The 17941-nt window shown below is 29.3% G+C and carries 19 protein-coding genes and 1 pseudogene; 15 read left to right on the top strand and 5 right to left on the bottom strand.

Annotation, left to right across the window (positions count from 1 at the left end; genetic code table 11):
• Positions 1-33 precede the first annotated feature (33 nt).
• From A500_RS13555 to A500_RS13545, 3 genes are read left to right on the top strand one after another with little or no spacing between them, the layout of a single operon-like run.
• The gene (locus A500_RS13555) at positions 34-591 is read left to right on the top strand and encodes a sigma-70 family RNA polymerase sigma factor (protein WP_016208136.1); all 558 of its coding nucleotides are present in this window, start codon (positions 34-36) and stop codon (positions 589-591) included.
• Complete coding sequence (locus A500_RS13550; RefSeq protein ID WP_016208135.1) at positions 584-1288, top strand: DUF4367 domain-containing protein; 705 nt, start codon at positions 584-586, stop codon at positions 1286-1288. Before A500_RS13555 ends, A500_RS13550 begins: the two co-directional genes overlap by 8 nt.
• Before the next feature lie 24 nt (positions 1289-1312).
• Positions 1313-2122, top strand: a complete 810-nt coding sequence (locus tag A500_RS13545) for a hypothetical protein (protein WP_016208134.1) — start codon at positions 1313-1315, stop codon at positions 2120-2122.
• Positions 2123-2185: 63 nt separating this feature from the next.
• On the opposite strand, the gene A500_RS13540 is transcribed toward A500_RS13545, so the two are convergent.
• Together A500_RS13540 and A500_RS22180 are read right to left on the bottom strand one after the other, a co-directional pair.
• Positions 2186-2791, bottom strand: coding sequence for a DUF4180 domain-containing protein (locus A500_RS13540; protein WP_242835136.1), 606 nt, complete (start codon positions 2789-2791; stop codon positions 2186-2188).
• Between the two features lie 98 nt (positions 2792-2889).
• A complete protein-coding gene (locus A500_RS22180; RefSeq protein WP_242835134.1) occupies positions 2890-3102 on the bottom strand; it encodes a PadR family transcriptional regulator in 213 nt (70 codons plus the stop codon).
• Between the two features lie 413 nt (positions 3103-3515).
• Between A500_RS22180 and rd the strand changes: the two genes are divergently transcribed.
• Complete coding sequence (gene rd / locus A500_RS20050; RefSeq protein WP_016208133.1) at positions 3516-3680, top strand: rubredoxin; 165 nt, start codon at positions 3516-3518, stop codon at positions 3678-3680.
• A gap of 80 nt (positions 3681-3760) precedes the next feature.
• Here rd and A500_RS13535 read toward each other — a convergent pair whose 3' ends face one another.
• Positions 3761-4192, bottom strand: coding sequence for a pyridoxamine 5'-phosphate oxidase family protein (locus tag A500_RS13535; RefSeq protein WP_016208132.1), 432 nt, complete (start codon positions 4190-4192; stop codon positions 3761-3763).
• 140 nt (positions 4193-4332) lie between these two features.
• On the opposite strand from A500_RS13535, the gene A500_RS13530 reads away from it, so the two are divergent.
• The 3 genes from A500_RS13530 to A500_RS13520 all read left to right on the top strand — a co-directional run bounded on the left by A500_RS13530 (position 4333) and on the right by A500_RS13520 (position 7006).
• The gene (locus A500_RS13530; RefSeq protein WP_016208131.1) at positions 4333-5265 is read left to right on the top strand and encodes a helix-turn-helix transcriptional regulator; all 933 of its coding nucleotides are present in this window, start codon (positions 4333-4335) and stop codon (positions 5263-5265) included.
• Positions 5266-5458: 193 nt separating this feature from the next.
• The gene (locus tag A500_RS13525; RefSeq protein ID WP_016208130.1) at positions 5459-5887 is read left to right on the top strand and encodes a helix-turn-helix domain-containing protein; all 429 of its coding nucleotides are present in this window, start codon (positions 5459-5461) and stop codon (positions 5885-5887) included.
• A 66-nt stretch (positions 5888-5953) separates the two neighbouring features.
• A complete protein-coding gene (locus A500_RS13520; RefSeq protein ID WP_016208129.1) occupies positions 5954-7006 on the top strand; it encodes an alpha/beta fold hydrolase in 1053 nt (350 codons plus the stop codon).
• A gap of 88 nt (positions 7007-7094) precedes the next feature.
• Here the strand turns inward: A500_RS13520 and A500_RS13515 are convergent, their stop codons facing one another.
• Entirely contained in the window at positions 7095-7799 is a 705-nt protein-coding gene (locus A500_RS13515) for a FadR/GntR family transcriptional regulator (protein WP_016208128.1), read from the bottom strand.
• Between the two features lie 442 nt (positions 7800-8241).
• Here A500_RS13515 and hypB point away from each other — a divergent pair, with 442 nt between their 5' ends.
• The 7 genes and pseudogenes from hypB to A500_RS13480 all read left to right on the top strand — a co-directional run bounded on the left by hypB (position 8242) and on the right by A500_RS13480 (position 15760).
• The gene (hypB, locus tag A500_RS13510; RefSeq protein ID WP_016208127.1) at positions 8242-8913 is read left to right on the top strand and encodes a hydrogenase nickel incorporation protein HypB; all 672 of its coding nucleotides are present in this window, start codon (positions 8242-8244) and stop codon (positions 8911-8913) included.
• Positions 8914-9010: 97 nt separating this feature from the next.
• A pseudogene (locus tag A500_RS13505) lies at positions 9011-11688 on the top strand (FAD-dependent oxidoreductase).
• 19 nt (positions 11689-11707) lie between these two features.
• Positions 11708-12049: a hydrogenase maturation nickel metallochaperone HypA/HybF gene (locus A500_RS13500; RefSeq protein WP_016208124.1), complete on the top strand. Its 342-nt coding sequence runs from the start codon at positions 11708-11710 to the stop codon at positions 12047-12049.
• A 30-nt stretch (positions 12050-12079) separates the two neighbouring features.
• Positions 12080-13060, top strand: coding sequence for a DUF5692 family protein (locus tag A500_RS13495; RefSeq protein WP_016208123.1), 981 nt, complete (start codon positions 12080-12082; stop codon positions 13058-13060).
• Positions 13061-13214: 154 nt separating this feature from the next.
• On the top strand, positions 13215-14216 hold the full coding sequence (locus A500_RS13490; protein WP_016208122.1) for an energy-coupling factor ABC transporter permease: 1002 nt from the start codon (positions 13215-13217) through the stop codon (positions 14214-14216).
• A complete protein-coding gene (cbiQ, locus tag A500_RS13485; RefSeq protein WP_016208121.1) occupies positions 14213-15013 on the top strand; it encodes a cobalt ECF transporter T component CbiQ in 801 nt (266 codons plus the stop codon). The genes A500_RS13490 and cbiQ overlap by 4 nt, the downstream gene beginning before the upstream one ends.
• A 9-nt stretch (positions 15014-15022) precedes the next feature.
• Positions 15023-15760 (top strand): energy-coupling factor ABC transporter ATP-binding protein, encoded by a 738-nt coding sequence (locus A500_RS13480; RefSeq protein WP_016208120.1) that lies wholly within the window; start codon positions 15023-15025, stop codon positions 15758-15760.
• A gap of 71 nt (positions 15761-15831) precedes the next feature.
• Here the strand turns inward: A500_RS13480 and A500_RS13475 are convergent, their stop codons facing one another.
• Positions 15832-16041 carry a cold-shock protein gene (locus tag A500_RS13475; RefSeq protein WP_016208119.1) on the bottom strand — a complete coding sequence of 70 codons (210 nt, stop codon included), beginning with the start codon at positions 16039-16041 and terminating at the stop codon, positions 15832-15834.
• A gap of 253 nt (positions 16042-16294) precedes the next feature.
• Here A500_RS13475 and A500_RS13470 point away from each other — a divergent pair, with 253 nt between their 5' ends.
• Positions 16295-17896, top strand: coding sequence for an N-acyl-D-amino-acid deacylase family protein (locus A500_RS13470; protein ID WP_016208118.1), 1602 nt, complete (start codon positions 16295-16297; stop codon positions 17894-17896).
• Positions 17897-17941 lie beyond the last annotated feature (45 nt).

Here is a 17941-nt window from a genome sequence, read left to right as displayed (position 1 = left end):
TAAATGTAAGCACCATAAGAAAGGAGGTAACTTATGGATTCCCTTTCGGTACCAAAGGAGAATAAATCGATTATAGGACATGATATAGAAAAAGAAATTCAAAGATTAATGGATGATTATGGTGATGATGTGTTGAGAACATCATATATGTATCTTAAAGATTTACAGAATGCTGAGGATGCTTTCCAAGAAGTGTTTATTAGGGTTTTCAATAAATTCGAAAGTTTTAAGGGTGAAAGTAGTGAAAAAACATGGATTATTAGAATAACAATTAATGTATGTAAAGATATGTTACGTAGTTCATGGCTAAAGAGGGTGCTACTTACTGATAAATTAAAAGAGAAAAATATAATTATTGGAATTGACAATAAAATTATTAAAGAGGAAGAGAATAAAATCTTATTTGAAGAAGTAATGTCTCTATCATATCGATTTAAAGAAGTTATCATACTTTACTACTACCATAACTATAATACGATTGAAATAAGTAGGATTTTGAACGTGGCTGAAGGAACTGTAAGAAGCAGATTACACAGAGCAAGAGAAATACTTAAAATGAAGTTAGGAGGGAGGAGTGATTGGGATGAATAAAATGAGGGACTTTAAAAATATAGCAGATGATATCATGAAAGATATAAAAGTTGATGAAGATCTTAAGAAAAAGACATTAGAAAAAAGTTTAAAGAAAAATAATATGCCAATCAGTAAAGTACTGATACCAGCTGCTTGTTTTCTCTTAATTATTGGAATAGTAAATATAGCTCATATTTTACCACTAAAAAATCCCAAAATCCAAACTGAATATTCTGATACTAATATTATCAGTAGCGTTGGTGAAACTGAATCAGCGCCAGAAGATTCCAACATAAATATATTAAATGCTGAGGAAAAATCCTGGGCTATAGATACTTTTGATGATGCAAAAAGAAATTTTGGAAATGCTTTTCTTGTGCCTACTTATATTCCAGAAGATTATGATATTGAAGAAATTACTGCATCAGGCCTTGAAGAAGGAAATGCATCCAAAATTATTATTAATTATTTTTTAGAAAGTAAGTCTTTTTTGATTATACAAGAAAAGATTCAAATTGAAAATGAACTTGTTAATTATGAGAAGGTTGATATCAACGGAACAATAGGATTATTAAAGGAAAATATATTAATAAGTAATAAATATGAAAATACCATAAATACAGAGTTATATTGGTCCAGAGATGGGATTCATTACTCCATTACAGGATTAATAACACAAGAGGATGCTATTAAGATTGCAAGGTCAATGAAATGATAAAATAGATTGGAGGCAAAGTTTATGAAGAAATTAAAATTTATAAAGATTTTAGTTATTGGAATATGTATATCAATATTCTCATCAACTGTAGCTTTAGCTTATACAAATGAAGGTCAGCAAACTGAGGCACGAGAACCACAATCAGCTGTTGCAAATAACTTGCTTGAGAAACAAAAACAAATTGATAAGTTTGTATTTGAAGAACATGCTAATGAAATCTCTGATAAGGGGTTTAAAGTTATAAATACTGGCGTTGTTGGAAATTTTATTGAAATTGGAATAATGCCTTATAGTGAAGAAAATGCAGAATATTTATATAATGCTTTTGGTAATGATGTAGTTAAAATTATTGAAGGTAAACAGGTTGTTACAGTAGGTACAGCTATAGATTCACCAGATAATTCTGTTTCAAGCACGGTAGTTTTAGAGGAAGAAATTGATGAAGGTATACTAAACAAACAGATAGAGATTAATCAATATGTATTTAATCAATATAAAGATAAAATTTCTGAAAAGGGATTTGAGGTTACCCATACAGCACCTTTTAAAGATTATGTTGAGGTAGGAATTATTCCTTATAATGAAGAAAATACTGAATATCTATATAGTATTTTAGGTAGAGACATGGTTAAAGTTGTAGAAGGGCAACAGGTAACAATAATGGATGGTCAAGAAGTTTCTTATGAAGCTGAAATTTATGCTACAACATCAATTAATGAAGATAAGGAGAAATCTAGTGGGCTAATATTACCTGTAGTAATACTTTCTATTTGTGTACTTTGTGGAGGCACTATTTTTATGAAAAGAAAAAAAGCTAATTTTAGAAGTTAATATATTTAACTAAAATAAGACAGTAGATAGATTTGTGTAATATCAAATCTATCTATTGCTTAATTATTTCAAAAGCCATTTTTCAGCATCTTCTTTATTTCCATACATTCTAAAATGATTGCCTTTATTTACTTCTAAGGCCATTTCTCTAAATCTACCTTTTTGAATTATATCATTAGGTATAACAGCAACAGACTTTAAATTATAGTTTATAAATTTTTGAAGCATATTACCAGCCACCTTAGTTTTTAGGTTAAAGAAATCTTCTGATAAGGCTTCATAATGAATCATAAGTGCATATACTTCATGCTCCCAACATAAGCTCAATAAATCAAGAGCATCATTTTCCGTACTTAAAGGTGTAGTAGCAGAAATCAATTCTATATATTTTTTATCATTTATTTCTCTAATTTTATAGTTCATTTTTTCTTCCTCCTTTATGATATTATTTTTAAATAGTTTTTGACGAGTTTCACTAATCCAATTTAATTCATTATTATAAGTTGAAATAATATTTTCTGATATCATTTCCCATAGTAAATTTTCTCTAGTACTTCTATTAGGTGAATAAAGAGCACGTTTGTTTTTCTCAACCTGCATAATTAGCTGCACTTTCAATTCATTTTCATATTTTAAGAAAAGATCATTTAATTCTTGATTACTTAATATGTCTGCCCATGCAAGTTGAACTAAAAATGTCTTTTTAATCTCAGGAGCTTCTGGTGATGATGAAATCCATTCTTTTAATTCTTTAAGACCCTCTTTGGTTATAGTATATATTTTTTTGAAGGAGAATTATCTTGATGTATTATTTCACTAGTAACAAGATGTTCATCTTCCATCTTAATAAGAGATTTATAAATTTGATTATTATTACCAGACCAGTATAAGAAAGAAGATTCTTCAAAAATCTTTTTTAACTCATATCCTGTTGATGGCTTCCAGCTCAATATACCTAGTATTGCAAGTTTAATTGACATGATAACACCTCTTTTACAAATAACATAGGTTAATAGTAACATATGTTATTTGTGTAGTCAAATAAATATTGAGATATAAAATATATGGTATGGTAATGATCTAGTAAAATTTATTAAAAACTGTTTTAGTAAGAAATAATGAACTTTATTATATATTTTTTTGTGCAAGTCAATGCAAAGATTAGATTTAATTTTTTATGGTAATGAAAGTATAGAGAAGTGTAATAAATATATGATATAATATGTATTAATAAATTAGTAAGTAATACATATTAATCTAAAAATTTGAAAAATAATAATATATAATTATAAGCATACTATAAAAGAGAAAAACTTTATGAGAGAATTAATATTTGTTTGTATCAAAGCATTAGCTTTAGATAAATAAAAATTATGAAGAGGAGGATAAGTTTATGAAAAAATATATATGTATTCCATGTGGCTACATTTATGATCCAGCAGAAGGAGATCCTGATGGCGGCATAGCACCAGGAACTGCATTTGAAGATATTCCAGATGATTGGGTTTGTCCTATTTGTGGTGTAGGTAAGGATGACTTTGAAGTAGTAGAAGAATAAAAGAGCTATATAAAGATTGAAATTATAAAATGATCCATATTATAAAGATTAATATGGATCATTTTAATTTAATAAATATTCTATAGAGTGATCTTACCGCTTTGTCTAACTTCTAAAATTACGTTAGCTTCTTTAAAGTGAATTTCATAAACATCTAGCATATCTCCAGCTTGATTAATTATCATTTCATAGCTTGGCAATTTTTTTATAAATTCTTCTTTTAAGTCATATATGGATAAAGAACTCTTATTGATTGTAGCAGTAGAGACTCTAATGTGCTCACTATTTTCATCAGGAATTTTTGGTACTGTTGTAAATGCTACTTTATTATTTTGCAAAAATTCTATTGTTTTAGGAAGTCCTCTAAAGGAGGCAAAATATACCATACCTTTATTTTCAGGATTATAATAAAAATTTACTATTCTAACATTTGGTGTATTATTTATTGCAGTTGCTAAAGCAATATTATTTGTATCTTCCATTATTCTATTAAATTCTTTTGAAAAATCCATTTACATTCTCCTCTTTTTAAATTTGATTCAAAGTAATCTTAAGATTTACTTCTTAATACAGTTTTATTCTATCATGTAACCTTGACAACAGTATGTCATGGTTATATTATAAAATAAATTTAACTAAAGGATTGATGAATTTGAAAATTGATAGATTAATCTCCATTATTATGATATTACTTGAACGTAAAAAAATTAGTGCAGCTAAGTTAGCTGAAATGTTTGAAGTAAGCCCTAGAACTATCTATAGGGATATAGAAACAATAAACTTATCAGGCATTCCTATTATTACTTATCCAGGCGTTAATGGTGGTATTGGAATTATGGAAGAATACAAAATTGACAAGAAACTTTTTACAACTTCAGATATTATAACAATTTTAATGGGACTTGGAAGTATTTCATCAACAATGACTAATGATGAAATTATTAACACACTTGCTAAATTAAAAGGATTAGTTCCGGATGAGCATATTAAGGATATTGAGTTAAAATCAAATCAAATAGCAATTGATCTTACTCCGTGGATTGGAAATAAGTATTTACAGCCAAATCTTGAAAGAATTAAAAAAGCCCTTAATGAAAAGAAAATTTTATTATTTAAATATTATGATAGATATGGGAAAAAGAGTAGTAGAAAAATTGAATCTTATAGATTAATACTTAAAGAATCAAATTGGTATATACAAGGATACTGCTTATCTAGAGAAGACTTTAGAACTTTTAAATTATCACGTATATCAGATCTTGAAGTTCTTCAAGATACATTTGAGCCTAGGGAGTTTGAGGAAAAGTCATTAGGGCCCTGGAATTATATAGAGAAAAAAATAATTACAATTAAACTTGTGATTAATGAATCTCTTAGGGAAAGAATGGTGGAGCACTGTGGAGAAGAGAATATTCAGCCGTATAAAGATAATAAACTATTAGTTAAATTTCCGTTTATAGAAGATGAGTTCGGTTATAATCTTTTACTTAGTTTTGGGGATGAATGTGAATGCCTAGAACCACAATATGTCAGAGATGAGCTTATTCGTAGAATTAAAAATTTATTAAATGTTTATAAGTGTTAGTAAAAATATAAATTAATAGCCGATTAGTATTAATAAAATTCCTCAAATAGATATTTGGGGAACTTTTATTAATTATAATTAATGTTTTTTTAATCACACTGAATGTAAGCTAAAGATAACATAACATGGTATCTTAGATTGATTGATTTTTAGTAAAACTGCTATATAATTAGTAAAAAAGGATGTGAAAAATATGATAAGTATGAATTTAAAAAAATTACGATATAGAAATAAATATACTCAAGAAGAAGTTGCAGATAAAATTGGTGTTTCAAGGCAAGCTGTTGCAAAGTGGGAAAATGGAACTACTGTTCCAGATATAAATAATTGCTTATCTTTATCAGAATTATATCAAGTATCATTGGATGATTTAGTGAATTATTCAGATGACAGGGAAGGAATAGATATTCAACCTAAAGGTAAGCATGTATTTGGACTAGTAAAGGTTGGAGAAAGAGGCCAAATTGTAATTCCTAAAGGAGCTAGAGATATATTTAAAATTTATTCAGGGGATAAGCTATTAGTTCTGGGTGATGAAGCTCATGGAATTGCTTTGATGAAGTATGATAAGCTAATGAATTTTGCAGAAGCAATATACAAAGCAGAAGAATGTGATGAGTAATAAAATATAAATGATAAATAAAGAGAAAATAATATAGAATAAAAAGTAGGAAAGGGAGAATTTAGAGTGTTAAAAATATTTTTATTTAGTATTGCTATATTGACTGTAAGTGTAATAGTTATACTTGGAATTTATGCTTATAAGAATATGAATTATGATAAAAAACCATTAAATAAAACATATAGCACAGGATATGAAGAAAAGCAGATAACTCTTAATGATGGAACTATACTTAATTATGCAGAAGGTCCTAATAATGGGCCAGCTCTTTTATTAATACATGGACAGTCTATGCAGTGGGAAGATTATTCAAGAGTTCTCCCGAAGTTAGCTGATAATTATCATGTATATGCAATAGATTGTCATGGTCATGGAAAATCTAGTCATGATTCTGCAAAGTATAAAGGAACTGCTATGGGGCAAGATTTTATATGGTTTATTAAAAATGTTGTTAAAGAACCATGTGTGGTATCAGGACATTCATCTGGTGGTATTTTAGCAGCATGGATTGCAGCCAATTCACCAGAAAATGTATTAGGTGTTGTATTAGAAGACCCACCATTTTTTAGTGTAGAACCAGATGAGATGCAAGATACATTTGTGTGGAAAGAGAATTTTGAAGTGGTACACGAATTTGAAAATCAAATAGAAAATGATGATTATGTAGTGTACTACATGGAGAATAGCTATCTTTGGGGAATGTTTGGAGACTTAAGAAAACTTATTGCAGGAAGTACTAAAAAATATCGAGCAGGGCATCCAGGAGAACCGTTAAAATTATGGTATGTACCATATAAATGGATTCATGGTACACTTTATTTAGATAATTTTGATCTTGAGTTTTCAGAAACATTTTATACAGGATCATGGTTTGAAGGTCTTGATCAAGAAAAAACTTTACAGAAAATAGATTGCCCTACTATATATGTTAAGGCAGAAACTCAGTATGGGAAAGATGGTGTGCTTTATGCAGCCAATAGTGATGAGGATGCAGAAAGAGTGAAAAGTCTTATAAAGGAAAGTGAGATTATAACAATAAAATCAGGACATGATATTCATTTTGAACATCCAGATGAATTTACTAATATAATGGTAGATTTTCTAAAAAAAATAAAATAAGTAAAAATATTTTGGAAAGAATGGCTTTTTATTAAATAAGAGCCATTCTTTTTAGGATTACTATATATGTATATCATATAATACTTAATTAATAGTAAATTTGAGTACTGCCATCTATAATATCATTAAGAGAAGTTTTTAACCATTCTATAGCTTTTGCACTATCTCTTTGTTCGATATATTTAAATAGGGTAGTTGTATTTTTGCGTAAAGATTCTAAACCATGCAATCTACAAAAACGTTCCCATAAGGATAATATAGGAGTTTTAAATGAGGAAAAAATCATGGGCATCAAGGTGTTTCCAGAAAGAAAAGCTAATTCATGATGAAATTCAAAAGCTAATTCAGAAGCTTCTTCAGGTGAATTTGTTTCCTCTATTTGATTAACATAATTTTTTAAATTATTAATTTCCTCATCGGTAATTGTTGGAATACATAATTCTACAGCTAGGGAATCAAATGCAATACGAATTTCTATAATTGAGCGTATCTCTGATTTTCTTAATATACCTCCATTATAATTCATGATGGAAATTAAAGTATCCATAGTTCCATTTCTACGATAATCAGCTACAAATGTACCTATTCTTGGCTTAATATTTAAAAAACCTTTTCTTGCTAATTCAGAAATACCAGAATTAACTACAGCTCTACTAACTTGCATAGATTTAGCAAGTTCTCTTTCGGGAGGAAGCTTTTCACCAATAGGAAGTTTTCCTGATAAAATCATCTTCTCTAATTCGCGTATAAATAATTCTTTTAATGATGGCGAAGTTAATTTTGTAAATTCCATATAATATTTTCACCTCTTTATTCTGATATTGGTATAACCACGTACCAATAATTATTATATTCCAAAATTAAACATAAATCAATAATATATAAGGTATATATATCAAAGAGTGGCATAAAATAAGTATTGATAGATAGGAAAATATTGACTTGAATAATTAAATATGTTAATATTTTATCAAAATATAATTTGGTATTCTGGTATGACCAGATAAAAGCGATTTTTAAAATATCAATATAAAAGAATATATGGTTCAATTAATAATATACATAATTAAAACTAATAGTATATTAAAAGTTAATATACTTATTTAAGTAAAACAGTACAATAAATAAATATTTAAAACATTATAAATATAGGGGTAAAAATATTTATTAATATCTGAAAATTCTTAATTTTACTAAAACTATAGTCTAAAATTTTATAGATATGGGGATAATATATGAATGATTTTAGGGTTCTTGAAATTAAGCAAAGTGTTTTCAAAGACAATGACCACCAAGCAAGTTTACTTAGGGAAGAATTAAAAAAGGAGAAAACGTTTTTATTAAACTTAATGTCTTCTCCGGGTTCTGGGAAGACTACAACACTTACCAAAATAATAGATCTTTTAAAAGAAGAAATGAATATTGGAGTTATGGAAGCTGATATTGATTCTGATGTAGATGCACATACTATTTCTAAAACTGGTGTGAAAGTAATTCAATTACATACTGGGGGGATGTGTCATCTTGATGCAGATATGACAAAACAAGGATTACAAGCACTTGGAACAGAAGAGATTGATTTCGCAATATTAGAAAATGTAGGTAATTTAGTGTGTCCAGCAGAGTTTGATACAGGAGCATCAAAAAATGCAATGATTTTAAGTGTTCCGGAAGGAGATGATAAGCCATTAAAATATCCATTAATGTTCTCAATTGTAGACGTTTTATTAATTAATAAAATTGATGTTTTAGAGTATTTTGATTTTGATTTAGAGGCTTGCAAGGAACGTGTTAAGAAATTGAATCCAAAGGCCGAGATAATTACAATATCTGCAAGAACAGGAGAAGGTATCGAGAAATTTGCAGACTGGATTCGTAGAGAAGTAAGGGATTGGAATCAGTATTAATGCAAAAATTGATAGTGCAAAGTTTTATATGAAAAAATTAGTGAAGTTTATTTAACTTAATTTTCATAATTTAACACTAAATTTAGGGGGAAATATTATGGTAAAGGAAAAGGTGTTGGATCTTGCTAATCATATTAGTAAGAAAAAACGAGGATCGAAAAATGAGATAAAAGCTGAAGATCCAGAATATAGAATATTAGAACCGGTTGTTACGGAAGAAATGGCAGAAGTAGCTCTTTGTATGAAAATAAGAAAAAAAGTACAGCAAAAGAACTTGCTCCATTATGTGGGAAATCAATAGAAGAAACAGAAAAACTATTATGGGATTTAGCAGTTGCAGGCGTATGCTTTGTAAATAAGATTGATGGTGTTGATAATTATTGGTTTGATACTTGGGTTCCTGGAATCATGGAGATGATGGTCAACAATATAGAAAACGTTAACAAATATCCTCAAATTGCAGAAGCTTTTGAAGCTTATGGAAGAGTAAGAGGACCAAAAACTACAGGGGCATTTCCTGTAGGAGTAGGATTAATGCGTGTTATCCCAATAGAACAAGCTATTGATGGTGAAACCAGAAAAGCGTCTTATGAAGAGGTCTCTAAATACCTTAATGAAAATGATATCTTTACAGTTTCAGACTGTTCTTGCCGTACAGCTAGAAAAGTTATGGGAGAGGGATGTGGTCATTTAGCTGAAGATATGTGCATTCAAATGGGACATGCCGCTGAATATTATATTCGTACAGGAAGAGGTCGCCAAATTACAAGAGAAGAAGCCTTTGAGATAATTAAAAGAGCAGAAGAAAATGGGTTAATGCATCAAATACCTAATCTAGATGGTTCAGGAAAAACTCATGCAATTTGTAATTGTTGTGGATGTTCATGTTTATCTTTAAGAACAGCTGAAATGTTTAAAAATGTAGATATGGTGCGTTCAAATTATGTTTCTCAGGTTGATAAAGAAAAATGTGTTGCCTGTGGAGAATGTGTTGTAAACTGTCCTGTTAATGCTCTTAAGCTAGGGCAAAAGCTATGTTCAGTAAAGCCTATAGAAGTAGAAAAAGTTGAAACTCCACGTGATACAGAATGGGGACCAGAAAAATGGAATCCTAATTATAGAGTTAATAGAAAAAATGTTGTAGATAGTGGCACTAGTCCCTGTAAAACAGAATGTCCAGCTCATATTGCCATTCAAGGGTATATAAAATTAGCTTCTCAAGGAAAATATAAAGAAGCACTTGAATTAATTAAACATGAAAATCCATTTCCAGCAGTATGTGGGCGTATTTGTCCAAGAAAGTGCGAATCTGCATGTACTAGAGGAGATATAGATGATCCTATTGCTATAGATGAAATTAAGAAGTTTATTGCAGATCAAGATTTGAATACAGAAAATAGATATGTGCCAAAGATAAAGCATGATTATAATAAGAAAATTGCAGTTGTAGGAGCAGGTCCAGCAGGCCTTTCATGTGCATTTTATTTAGCAACTGAAGGTTATAAGGTAACTGTATTCGAAAAGCAAAAGGTGCTTGGCGGTATGTTAACTCTTGGGATTCCATCTTTTAGACTAGAAAAGAATGTAGTAAATGCAGAAATAGATGTTTTAAGAGAGTTAGGAGTTGAATTTAAGAGTGGAGTTGAAGTTGGTAAGGATATAACTTTAAATGAGTTAAGGGCTGATGGATATGAAGCATTTTATCTTGCAATTGGAGCTCAAGCAGGAAGGAAAATAGGTATAGAGGGTGAAGAGTCAGAAGGGATAATTACAGGAGTAGATTTCTTACGTAGTGTGAATTTAGGAGAGGATGTTAATCTTAAAGGGAATGTAGTTGTCATAGGTGGTGGTAATGTTGCCATAGATGTTGCCCGAACAGCCACTAGAGTTGGAGGAGAAAGCGTTAATATATTTTGTCTTGAAAGTCTAGAAGAAATGCCAGCTCTTGATGAAGAAATAGAAGAAACTTTATCAGAAGGAATTACTATTAACAATTCATGGGGGCCAAAAAGAATTATTTCGAAAAATGGACATGTTACTGGAATAGAATTTAAGAAATGCATTTCTGTATTTGATGAAAATAATAGATTCAATCCTAAATATGATGAAGACAATACAATGATTATAAAAGCAGATACTATATTACTTTCAGTTGGTCAATCAATTTTTTGGGGAAATTTACTTAATAACAGTAATATAGAGTTAAATAGAAATAATACAATAAAGGGAGATTCATTTACTTATCAAACAGGAGAAAAGGATGTTTTTGCAGGTGGAGATGCATTTACAGGTCCAAGATTTGCAATTGATGCTATTGCAGCAGGTAAAGAAGGGGCAATTTCAATACATCGTTATGTTCATCCAGGACAAAGTTTAGTTATAGGACGAGATAGAAAAGAATATCATTCTATAGATAAAGAAAATATTGAACTAGAAGGATATGATCGTCTACCTAGGCAAAAAGCTAATCACGTGGATGCAGAAAAATCAAAGGAAACATTTAAGGATTTACGTGGTACATTTACTGAAGAACAAATAAAGAAGGAAACTGAACGTTGCCTTAGCTGCGGTGCAACGGTTGTAGACGAATTTTTATGTGTAGGATGTGGGGCTTGCACAACAAAATGTAAGTTTGATGCAATTTCACTTGTTAGAAAATATGACGGAGAAGGGGTAGCTTATGAGGACTTAAAGCCAGTAGTTATTAAGCAAATTCTTAAGCGTAAAGGTAGAATTGCAATTAAAAAGGCTAAAAATATATTTAAAATGAATTAGTGATATTAGGAGAGTTCATATGCATGAGATAGGGGTTCTATTTGAAATTATTAAAACTGTAGAGAATTTTGCAAAACAAAATGATGTAAAAAAAGTTGAAACTTTAGTTTTACAAATTGGAGAACTCTCTTCAATGATTCCAAGATATATGAAAAATCTTTACCCAGCAACAATTGAAGGAACAATATTGCAAGGATCGGAATTAGAGATAGAAATATTGCCCGCTAATGCTTTGTGTAAGGAATGTAATAAAGTATTTAATTTAGTTTCAAATAATGGAATATGCCCAAAGTGTGAAACTAAGGATTGGGAACTGTTAGGTGGTAAAGAATTTTATATAAAAGAGATTGTTTGTTATTAATATAAAAAAATTATAACTGGGGGAATAATAATGTTTAGTTTTAACTATGAAGCGGGAGCTTCTGATTTATCTGTATGGTTAGTTTGGATTGCTATATTCATAATTTTATTTTTACTTAATGAAGTAACAAGGCGTTCAAAAGTTTGTGGATTTATAGCTTTTGTAATATTACCAATGATACTATCTGTTTTATGGTTTACAGTATTGAAAGAGAAAACTTATACTGATTGGTTTCATTTAGCAAAGGTATATTCAGCAACAGCAGGATGTATTGGATTTTGGTGTATAAGGCATTTAAAAGGTAAAAATAAAAAAACAGGAAGGGAATGGAGACTAGCAGATAATAAAATAGCACTTTGCTTTCCACCTTTGATTCTTGCAATCAATATTTGTGAGGCTGTAGCACGTGATATCCAAGTAGGACTTCAATATGCAGGCGGCGGAATTCTTGCAGACGATGCAATGTATGTGTTAGGCGGTTCATGGAATTATATGAATGCTATTGCAGGTATTTTAAATATAATAACTATTACTGGTTGGTTTGGAATATGTATTCGTAAAAGGACTAATAAAGATAGAAGCAATGACATGATATGGCCTGATATGTTATGGTTCTGGATTATAGCTTATGATTTATGGAATTTTGCATACACTTATAATTGTCTTCCAGGACATTCATGGTATTGCGGTTTTGCATTGTTACTTGCTCCAACAATATGTGCTTTTACTGTTGGGAAAGGTGCATGGCTTCAACATCGTGCACATACATTAGCATTATGGTGTATGTTTGCACAAACCTTCCCAGCATTTATTGATGAAGGCAAATTTGTAGTGTCATCAACCTATAATGAAACACCTTTATTTATTTTCAGTTTGTTAGCACTTCTCGCTAATATTGCAGTTGCTATATATATGATTTATAAAGTAATCAAGACAAGGCGTAATCCATATAAGGGTGAACTTTATACTGATTTAAATAAATATCATGAAGTAAGAGAATTATCTATTTAGCAGTAAATAAAAGGTATGTTGCAGGATATATAATTTAAAATATAAAAATCAAAATTAATTACAAAACTAAAATAGGAGCTGATTTACAACAGCTCCTTATTAAATATAAGTAAACATAATAAATTATTTTAAATAAAGGGGAGGAATTTTAAAAATGCACATGGCTGATGCACTAGTTGCACCTACAGTTGCTGGAGTAATGTATTCGTGTTCTGCTTTAGCAACTGGATATTCAATAAAAAAAGTGAGAATGGAAAATGAAACTAAGAAAATTCCGATAATGGGAGTTATGGGCGCATTTATATTTGCAGCTCAAATGATTAATTTTACTATTCCGGGGACAGGATCATCAGGACATATATGTGGAGGGATTTTATTATCTGCATTATTAGGGCCTTTTGCAGGATTCTTGACACTGGGTGGAGTGTTGTTAATACAATGTTTAATGTTTGCAGATGGAGGAATATTAGCTTTAGGAAGTAATATATGGAATATAGCTTTTTATGGATGTTTTATTGGTGCAATGCTTATATGGAAACCTATAATGAGAAAAGGTGCATCTAAGAAAAAAATTATTATAGCATCTATAACAGGATGTGTTTTAACATTACAAATGGGAGCATTTTCTGTAGTTATAGAAACCTTACTCTCTGGAATTACAGAGTTGCCATTTTCTACTTTTGTTGCAGTTATACAGCCAATACATTTAGCAATTGGATTAATAGAAGGACTTATTACAGCTGCAGTACTTTGTTTTATATATGAAGCAAGGCCAGAATTGCTTTGGGGGATAGATGAAGATGTTAAAAAGACTGCAGGATTAATACCGTTTAAGAAAGTGTTGCTAATTATATCATTATTTACTTTGTTAGTAGCTGGAGGTATTTCACTTATGGCATCTGAATATCCTGATGGGCTAGAATGGTCTATTGAGAAAGTTACTGGATCTACAGATATGGAGGCAAATGGGGAAATATATGATAATATGCAAAAGTTACAAGAAGCTACTGCAATCTTGCCAGATTACTCACTTAAAAATTCTGATTCATCAATAGGAACTTCTATATCAGGAGTTATTGGAGGACTTGTAGTTTCGGTATTGTGTATTGGTGGATGCTATACCTTTAAATTTTTCAGAAGGCAAATTATAAAATGAGTAAGTTGAATAATACAATTTATGAAATTAATAATATAGATGCTTTATCAAATGAAGATAAGTGGATGAATAAAATTCATCCACTGATTAAGGTTATCTTAACTATTATATATATTTTATTAGTTGTATCATTCCATAAATATAATATAACAGGAGTTATAGGTATGTTTATATATCCAATAGTTATTTTTATAATTGCTGGTATTTCTTTTAAAGATAGTATAAAAAAAATGAGGTTAGTACTTCCGTTAGTGTGTTTTATGGGGTTGTTTAATCCACTTTTTGATAAAGAAATATTATTTAGTATAAATGGAATTTCTATTTCAGGAGGAATTATTTCCATGAGTACTTTAATGATGAAGGGAATTTTAGCGGTTTTAGCATCTTATATTCTTATTGTTACAACAAATATTGAAAAAATATGCTATGCAATGGAGTGTATATATATACCTAAAATTTTTATAACTCAAGTTCTACTTATCTATAGGTATTTAACAGTATTGCTTAAGGAAGCGAATCAAATTAGTGAAGCATATAGTTTGAGAGCTCCAAATCAAAAAGGAATACATTATAAAGTATGGGGTTCTCTTATGGGTCAACTATTGCTTAGGAGTATGGATAAAGCAGAAAATATATACGAAAGCATGTGCTTAAGAGGGTACACAGGTGAGTTTTCATACGCGCATAATATTAAGTGTAATTCAAAAGATTATGTCTACTTTATTACTTGGCTAACTATATTTATTACCATAAGATTTGTTAATATATCTGAAATAATGGGAACTATACTTTTTTAGGAGGAAAATATGAGTCATATTCATGTAGATGTAGAAAATTTATCTTTTTCTTATGAAAAATCATATCCAATACTAAAGAATATTACATTTACTGCAAAGGAGAATGAATCCATTGGTATTATTGGAGCTAATGGAGTAGGAAAGTCTACAATTTTAAAGTTATTAGTTGGATTAAATTTAAATTATGAAGGTAGCATAAAAATAGAAGATATACCTATACAAAAAAGCACTTTAAGTAGAATTCGTGAAAGAATAGGATATGTATTTCAAGATTCAGACAATCAACTTTTTATGCCTAATGTTTATGAAGAGATAGCATTTGCACCACGGAATTATGGTTTTTCGGAAAAGGAAGTTGAAATGCGAGTGAATTATGCATTAAAAAAAGTTCATATAGAAAATTTGAGAGATAAACAGATATATAAAATGTCTGGTGGTGAAAAAAAACTTGTATCAATAGCTACAATATTTGCTATGAACCCGGATATTATTTTAATGGACGAGCCTACAATTGCATTAGATCCTAGGAATAGAAGGAACTTAATTAATATACTTAATGAATTCGAACATCTTAAAATTATTGCATCTCATGATTTGGATATGATTTTAGATACCTGCACTCGAACAATTCTTATATGTGAAGGAAGAATAGTTAGGGATGGAGATACGAAATCAATTCTTAAAGATAAAGAGTTACTAGAGGCTAATAATTTAGAGCTTCCACTATGCCTACAAAATAATATTTAAATATAAAATATAAAAAACGTATAGTTATTTTTATAATTAAAAAGCATCTCTTTAAGGAGATGCTTTTTTAATTATAGCTTATGAACATTTACAGCCATAGGACCTTTTTCATTTTCTTTAATATCAAAAGAAACATTTTCACCTTCATGTAAACTACTATCAGGTCCATTTTCCTTAACTTGTGAATGATGTACAAATACATCATTTCCTTGTTCACAAGATATAAATCCATATCCACGTTCATTATCGAACCACTTGACTACACCAGTTATATTAGCCATGAAATTTCCTCCTACTTGAATTTATCATTAAATAGTATTTATCAAAAATTGAATTTTAACACCTTGATAAATAAGGAAATTAAATAATCGAAAAGTATAATAAAAGTGAGGAAAAATTAATTATTTTAAATTTATAACAATAAATAACAAAAAATAAGTAGATTAAAACTGAATAGTTTAAAATAAAGGAATATAATGAGAAAGGTAGGTTTTATATAAAAATACTAGTAAATTGTATTGAGGAGTGAGATAAATGTTAGATATTCTAGTTAAATATGGATTAATAGTTGATGGTACAGGAAATTCAGCCTATAAAATGGATATAGGGATTAAAAACGGCAAAATAGTAGCAATAAAAGAAAATATAGATAAAGATTGTAAAAAAGTTATAAATGCAAGTGGCTTAGTAATTTCACCTGGGTTTATAGATGTGCATAGTCATAATGATCTTGTACCATTTATGGACGAAGAAATACAAAATCTAAAACTTAGACAAGGTGTTACAACAGAATTAGTTGGACAGTGTGGATTAGGAGTTATACCTTGTATAGAAGAGGAAAGTAAAACGTGGAAAAATTACATTAAGGGAGTTGTTGGAAACCCTAATATAAAATTTGACTTTAGAGAAGTTAATGATTATTTTAATAAAATAAAGGAAAAGGGATTAAAAAATAATTATTCTGTGCTTATTTCTCATGGAGCTGTAAGAGCAAGTGTTATGGAATTTGAGGCGAGAAAAGCAACAAATGATGAAATTAATAAAATGTGTGAGATAGTAGATAATGCTATGAAACAAGGTGCATTAGGAATGTCTCTTGGACTTCAATATATTCCTGGAATATTTAGTACACAAGATGAATTGATAAAATTATGTAAAGTAATTAAAAACTATAATGGAATAGTAATGGTACATGTAAGAAATCATGATAGAAATATAATAGATTCAATAAATGAGGTAATAGAAGTAGCAAGAGTATCAAAAGTAAAAATTCATATTTCACATATGAGGTCGTATGATTCTAATGAGTTGGGATGTAAGGCTGAAAGATTAATAAATATAGTAGATGAGGCTGTTGAAAGTGGGATAAGTATTACATTTGATGAACATCTTTATCTTTCAGGGAGTACTTTGATGACTCAACTTCTACCCCCATGGATAACTAATAAAGGAACTAAAATATTATTAGAAAAGTTAAAAGATAAAGAAATATTAAACACTTTAAAAAAGGAGCTTTTGGATTTAAATGCAAATTATGTTGGTTGGGATAATTATAGTGCAATTTCAGGATGGAATGGGATTTTAATAACATCTTTAAATAAAGAGGAAAACTTAAAATATATAGGGAGAACTGTTGGAGAAATATCCATAGAAAGAAATATTCATCCTATTGATTTTGTAGCTAAACTTCTTATATCAGAAGAAACAGGGGTTGGAATTGTGACACTAAATATTTTTTCGGAGGAAGATACAATAAAATTAATAAAGCATCCATTTCAAATGGTAGGTTCCGATAGCATCCCAGCAGGAGAACCTCATCCAAGGCTTTATGGAAATTATCCATTGTTTATAGGAAAGTTTGTTAGAGAAAAGAAAGCTATATCTCTTGAAGAAGCTATATATAAATCAACACTTCTTCCAGCGAAAACATTAGGATTAAAAGATATAGGTGAAATTAAAGAAGGGAAAAGAGCGGATATAACTATATTTGATTTTAATGAAATAACAGGATATGAAGATTATAATAATAAAACAAGAAAACCTATAGGAATAAAACATGTTATAGTAAATGGAAATATTGCTATGGAAGATGAAGTGATATCGAATGGAGCATATGGACAAATTTTAAAAATATGAAATAGTTATAAAAATTTATAGAAAAGAAAAAGCTTATTAGTAAAA

The organism is Clostridium sartagoforme AAU1, assembly GCF_000401215.1.
Lineage (GTDB): Bacteria > Bacillota > Clostridia > Clostridiales > Clostridiaceae > Clostridium > Clostridium sartagoforme.
Note: the sequence above shows the minus strand (reverse complement) of the source record. Positions and strands in the feature narration are given on the sequence as shown.